Here is a 307-nt window from a genome sequence, read left to right as displayed (position 1 = left end):
CGACTTGCATGTGTTAAGCACGCCGCCAGCGTTCGTCCTGAGCCAGGATCAAACTCTCCATCAATGCACAACAACCACACCCCCAACCCCTCCGGAAAGAGAAGGTCACGAGCTGGTCTTAATACACCTGGAACAACAGCACCCCACCCACTGGCGAGCAAGGCACCTGAACGCCCCCCACCACCCCACGAGGGGCGGCAAGACACTTGACCAGAACCAGACAACACCGAGCCCACCACAACGGCAGACCCAGCACCACCAGCCCAGCCCACAAAAAATGGCATTCGACTTCGGTACGCTGTTGAGT

1 rRNA gene is annotated in these 307 nt (G+C 58.6%); it reads right to left on the bottom strand.

Annotation, left to right across the window (positions count from 1 at the left end):
• Window positions 1-64 (bottom strand): 16S ribosomal RNA (locus tag Q0789_RS16635); the annotation flags it as partial.
• Between the last annotated feature and the right edge of the window lie 243 nt (window positions 65-307).

The organism is uncultured Pseudokineococcus sp. (genome assembly GCF_947499845.1).
Classification (GTDB): Bacteria; Actinomycetota; Actinomycetes; order Actinomycetales; family Quadrisphaeraceae; genus Pseudokineococcus.
This window is presented reverse-complemented; position numbering and strand designations above follow the sequence as displayed.